Origin of the sequence: Mycobacterium sp. E1715, assembly GCF_001667625.1 — a bacterium.
Taxonomy (GTDB): Bacteria; Actinomycetota; Actinomycetes; order Mycobacteriales; family Mycobacteriaceae; genus Mycobacterium.
Window position 1 is genome coordinate 1 of record NZ_LZJJ01000048.1, and the last position, 5,293, is coordinate 5,293.

General features: G+C 69.9%; 5 protein-coding genes and 1 pseudogene. 5 read left to right on the top strand and 1 reads right to left on the bottom strand.

Annotation, left to right across the window (positions count from 1 at the left end; genetic code table 11):
- Window positions 1–789, top strand: a 789-nt coding sequence (locus tag A9X03_RS02690) for a DNA primase small subunit domain-containing protein (RefSeq protein ID WP_369807391.1), incomplete at its 5' end; no start/stop codon positions are given.
- Window positions 790–796: 7 nt separating this feature from the next.
- Here the strand turns inward: A9X03_RS02690 and A9X03_RS02695 are convergent.
- Window positions 797–2,203 (bottom strand): MFS transporter, encoded by a 1,407-nt coding sequence (locus A9X03_RS02695; RefSeq protein ID WP_068259574.1) that lies wholly within the window; start codon window positions 2,201–2,203, stop codon window positions 797–799.
- A gap of 129 nt (window positions 2,204–2,332) precedes the next feature.
- On the opposite strand from A9X03_RS02695, the gene A9X03_RS02700 reads away from it, so the two are divergent.
- From A9X03_RS02700 to A9X03_RS02715, 4 genes and pseudogenes are all read left to right on the top strand, one after another.
- A complete protein-coding gene (locus A9X03_RS02700; protein ID WP_067749776.1) occupies window positions 2,333–2,917 on the top strand; it encodes a TetR family transcriptional regulator in 585 nt (194 codons plus the stop codon).
- 56 nt (window positions 2,918–2,973) lie between these two features.
- Window positions 2,974–3,972 carry an ABC transporter substrate-binding protein gene (locus A9X03_RS02705; RefSeq protein WP_067749774.1) on the top strand — a complete coding sequence of 333 codons (999 nt, stop codon included), beginning with the start codon at window positions 2,974–2,976 and terminating at the stop codon, window positions 3,970–3,972.
- A gap of 112 nt (window positions 3,973–4,084) precedes the next feature.
- Complete coding sequence (locus tag A9X03_RS02710) at window positions 4,085–4,759, top strand: allophanate hydrolase subunit 1 (RefSeq protein WP_067749772.1); 675 nt, start codon at window positions 4,085–4,087, stop codon at window positions 4,757–4,759.
- Between the two features lie 15 nt (window positions 4,760–4,774).
- Window positions 4,775–5,293 (top strand): annotated as a pseudogene (locus A9X03_RS02715) (allophanate hydrolase subunit 2 family protein); the annotation flags it as partial.

Here is a 5,293-nt window from a genome sequence, read left to right on the forward strand (position 1 = left end):
GTCGAGGTGGCCCTGGTGGCCCGCGGGGTGCTGGAGGATTACGGCCTGGTCGCCTGGCCGAAGACGTCGGGGTCGCGAGGCTTTCACATCTACGCCCGGATAGCCCCGCGCTGGGAGTTCCGGCAGGTGCGGCTGGCCGCCCAGACCGTGGCCCGCGAGGTCGAGCGGCGGGTGCCCGACGCGGCGACCAGCCGCTGGTGGAAGGAGGAGCGCGAGGGGGTGTTCGTCGATTTCAACCAGAACGCCAAGGACCGCACGGTCGCGTCGGCGTACTCGGTCCGCGCGACCCCGGACGCACGGGTGTCGACGCCGCTGCTGTGGGAGGAAGTCGCCGGCTGCAGGCCAGAGGCGTTCACCATCGAGACCGTGCCCCGCCGGTTCGCCGACATGGGTGATCCGTGGGAGGGGATGGACGACGCGGTCGGCGACCTGGATCGGCTGCTGATGCTGGCCGAGGAGATGGGGCCGCCCGAGCGGGCGCCCAAAGGTTCGGGGACGCGCACCGAAAGCGGGCGGGTCTCGTCCAAGCCGCTCGTCGAGATCGCCCGCACCAAGACCAAGGACGAGGCGCTCGCCGCGCTGGACACCTGGCGCGGCCGCCACCCCGCAGCGGCGCGCCTGCTGCAGCCGGCAGACGTCCTGGTCGACGGCATGCGCGGGCCGAGTTCGATCTGGTATCGCATCCGGATCAACCTGCAGCACGTCCCCGCCGGCCAGCGACCGCCGCAGGAGGAGCTGATCGCCGACTACAGCCCCTGGGAAGGTTACGGGGGCAAGCAGAGGCCGTGAGGCTCCGCTACACCCCGACCCGCGCCACGGCGTTGCCTTTGCGCAGGTAGCAGTACCAGGTGACCACCAGCAGGGCCAGGAAGAACCCCACGTAAAACCGCAACGCCGGCTCGATGCTGCCGAACTGCGACCTCGACCAGGCGTAGGCCAGCGGCACGACGAACCCGCCGAAGGCGCCGACGGCCGAGATGACGCCGAGCGCGCCCGCCGCCTGGCGGCGCATGTGCACCATCGTTTCCGGGTCGCCGCCCGCGAGCTGACCCTTGATGACGAAGATCCGCGAGATCATCCGGTACGTCGAGCCGTTGCCGACGCCGGTCGCGACGAACAGGAACATGAAGCTGGCGAAGAACATCGGCAGGTTCTTGGCGTTCACCGACCACAGCGCGGCCGAGGCCCCCGCCGCGAGCATGACGAAGCTGGCGGCGGTGATGCGCGCCCCGCCCACCCGGTCGGCCAGCTTGCCGCCCAGGGGCCGGATGACCGAGCCGATACCGGCACCGAGGAACGCCCAGGTCAAGGCGATGTCGCCGCGGCCGAACACCGTCTTGAGCAGGGTCGGAAAGGCCGCCGAGTAGCCGATGAACGATCCGAACGTGCCGATGTAGAGCAGCGACATGACCCAGGTGTCGGGGTGCCGCAGCGACTGCCACACCGGCTTCACGTCCGCCTTCGCCTCCGACAGGTTGTTCATGAACAGGAATGCGCATACGGCGGCCACCACGGCCAGCGGCACGTAGAACAGCCCGGCGCGCGACAGCGCCACCCCGCCCCCGGCGACGACGATGGGCGGGATGATCTTCTGCACCACCGCGACGCCGATGTTGCCGCCGGCGGCGTTCAGGCCCAGCGCCCACCCCTTGTCCTTCTCCGGATAGAAGAAGGAGATGCTGGCCATCGACGAGGCGAAGTTGCCGCCGCCGAAGCCCGCGGTCGCGGCGATCGCGACCAGAACGCTGAACGAGAGCCCGGGATGCCCGACCGCCCAGGCCAGCAGCCCGCACGGGATCAGCAGCAACGCCGCCGAGATGGTGGTCCAGTTGCGGCCGCCGAAGATCGGCACCGCAAAGGTGTAGGGCAGGCGCAGGAACGCGCCGACCCCGCTGGGCACGGCGACCAGGCACAGGGCCTGGCTCGCGGTCAGCGCCCAGCCGGACGCGGACGGGTGGCCGTGCGGCCCCGCGGTCATCTGGACCACCACGATGCTCCACAACATCCACACGCTGAACCCGACGTGCTCGGCGAAGATCGAGAAGATCAGGTTGCGCCGGGCGATCGGCCTGCCCGTAGTCTCCCAGAACTCGGGGTCCTCGGGCCGCCAGTCGTCGATCCAGTGCCCGCCCCGGTGCGGCGGGCGCGTGGGCGCGGGCGCAAGGACGGTAGTCGTCGGCTCCGCGGAGGTCGTCGTAGTCACGCCCCGACGCTATGGAAGGTCTGTTACCGGCCTGCTTGGGCGCAGTTACGTCGGAGATACGTGGATCTCGCAACGGCCGGTCGCCGCTTGTCAGATCTTTTTGGCCGCCCGATGCGGGAGAATTGCCACATGCCGGCGACTGACCAGCCCCTGGGGCTGCGGGAACGCAAGAAGATCAAGACCCGCCATGCCCTGCGGCGCGAGGCGTTCCGCCTCTTCGACGCGAACGGCTACGCCGCCACCACCGTCGAGCAGATCGCCGAGGCCGCCGAGGTGTCGCCCAGCACATTCTTCCGGTACTTCGGATCCAAGGAGTCGCTGCTGCTGGCCGACGACCTCGATCCGCTGATACTGGCCGCGTTCGACGCCCAGCCGCCCGAACTGTCGCCCAGCCAGGCCATTCGGCGGGCCTACGCGACCACGATGGCCGGCCTGTCTGCCGAGCAGCTGGAGTTCGAGAACACCCGGCAACGGCTGATCTTCTCCATACCCGAGCTCAAGGCCGCCCTCTACGACGAGTACCACCGCACCGTGAACGTCATGGCGGAGGCGATCGGGCGCCGGATCGGCCGTGCTGCAAGCGATTTCGAAGTGCGGGTGTTCGTGGGTGCGATGGTCGGCGCCATGATGGCGGCGTACGACAGCGCGCCGAAGACGGCCGACACCATCTATCGGGCGCTGGACTTCCTGGACGCCGGCATGCCACTGGGCTGAGCGGGCAACCGCGCGGCGACGGGCGTCGCGGGCACCGGACGCGCTAATCTCACGCGATGCGACAGGGTTGGAATCGCCGGGGATTCTTGCAGCTCGCAGGGGCTGCGACGGTCGCCGCGGTCGCCGGGGCTCCCGCCGCGTGCTCGTCACGCAAGCCGTCGTCGGATGGCTCCGGCGGCAAATCGGTGACCATCGACCATCTCTTCGGTCAGACCGTGATCAAGGAACCGCCCAAGCGGGTGGTCAGCGCCGGCTACACCGAGCAGGACGACCTGCTCGCGGTCGGCGTGGTGCCCATCGCCGTCACCAACTGGTTCGGTGATCAGCCGTTCGCGGTGTGGCCGTGGGCCCAGCCGAAGCTCGGTGGGGCGCAGCCGGTGGTGCTGAACCTCGACAACGGGATTCCGGTCGACCAGATCGCCGGCCTCAAACCGGACCTGATCGTGGCCACCAACGCCGGGGTGGACGCCGACACCTATCAGAAGCTGTCCGCGATCGCCCCGACCGTTCCGCAGTCGGACGGCGACGCCTTCTTCGAGCCGTGGAAGGAGCAGGCCACCGCGATCGGCCGGGCGGTGTTTCAGGCCGACCAGATGAAGTCGCTGATCGACGCCGTCGACCAGAAGTTCACCGCCGTCGGCAAGGACCACCCGGCTTGGACGGGGAAGAAGGCGTTGCTGATGCAGGGCACACTCTGGCAGGGCACCGTCGTCGCGACCATGGCCGGCTGGCGCACGGACTTCCTGAACCAGATGGGGCTCGTGATCGCCGACAGCATCAGGCCTTTCGGCACGGACCACCGCGCGGTCATCCCGCGCGACCACGTCAAGGCGGTGCTCGACTCCGCCGACGTGATCATCTGGACCACCGAGAGCCCCGACGATCAGAAGGCGTTGCTCGCCGACCCCGACGTGGCCGCGTCCCAGGCGACCGCGCAGAGCCGGCACATTTTCACCACCAAGGATCAGGCCGGCGCGATCGCGTTCTCCTCGCCGCTGAGCTACCCGCTGGTGGCCGATCAGCTGCCCCCGCTGATCGGCAGAATCCTCGGTTAGACGCCGGCCGCGCCTGCGGCGTTTGAGCGTTTGCTAAGGCAGCTCTGGCAGTGTTCGAAAATCCGTCGCTCGCCCCTCGCCCGCTCCGAGCCGGCGGGGTTACCGTCGAGTAATGAGCGTGACGGACCTGGCGGGCAACGTGTCCAAGGACCTGCCGACCGAGTGGGTCGGCAACACGGTGCTGGACTTCGGCGACAGTGCGCTGATGCTGCAATGTGGCAGCACCGCCGAGGTATTGGCGTGGGCTGCGCAGTTGCGCGCCGCGGCGTTGCCGGGTGTCGTCGACGTCGTCCCCGCCGCCCGGACGGTCCTGGTCCGGCTTGACGGCCCCCGCTTCCAGGGCGTGATCCGTCAGCGGCTGCGCAAGATGCGAGTCACCGCCGGGGAGTCCGCCGAGCCGGATCGGCGTGCCGACGTGGTTATCGACGTCGCGTACGACGGACCCGACCTCGCAGAGGTCGCGGGTCACACCGGGCTGACCGTCGCGCAGGTGATCGAGGCCCACACGGGCGGACTGTGGCGCGTCGGATTCAGCGGGTTCGCACCGGGTTTCGCATATCTGGTCGACGGCGACGCGCGCCTGCGGGTGCCGCGTCGCTCGGAGCCCCGCACGTCGGTTCCGGCCGGCGCGGTCGGCCTGGCCGGGGAGTTCAGCGCCGTCTACCCGCGCCAGTCGCCGGGCGGCTGGCAGCTCATCGGCCGCACCGACGCGGTCCTGTGGGATCTCGAACGGCCCGAGCCGGCGCTGCTGACGCAGGGCATGTGGGTTCAGTTCCGGGCCGTCTGAGTTAAGGAGATCGTGGTGCCATCCCTGGAGATCCTTCGCACCGGACCGCTCGCCGTCGTCCAGGATCTGGGCCGGCCCGGGCTGGCCCACCTGGGAGTGAGCCGGTCGGGCGCCGCCGACCGGCGCGCGCACCAGCTGGCTAACCGGCTGGTGGCCAACCCCGGTGATCGCGCCACCGTCGAGGTGACGTTCGGCGGTTTCGCGGCCCGGGTGCGCGGCGGCGACATCGACATCGCGGTGACGGGCGCCGACACCGACCCGACCGTCGATGGAATCAAGTTCGGCACCAACAGCATTCAGCACGTCCGCGACGGCCAGGTGATCGCGCTCGGCGCGCCGCGTGCCGGGCTGCGGACCTACCTCGCGGTGCGGGGCGGCATCGCCGTGCAGCCGGTGTTGGGATCGCGCAGCTATGACGTGATGTCGGCCATCGGCCCCGCCCCACTGCGGGCTGGAGACCGGCTTCCCGTCGGCGAGCACACCCGCGACTACCCCGAACTCGACCAGGCCCCGGTGGCCGCGATCCCTGGCGAC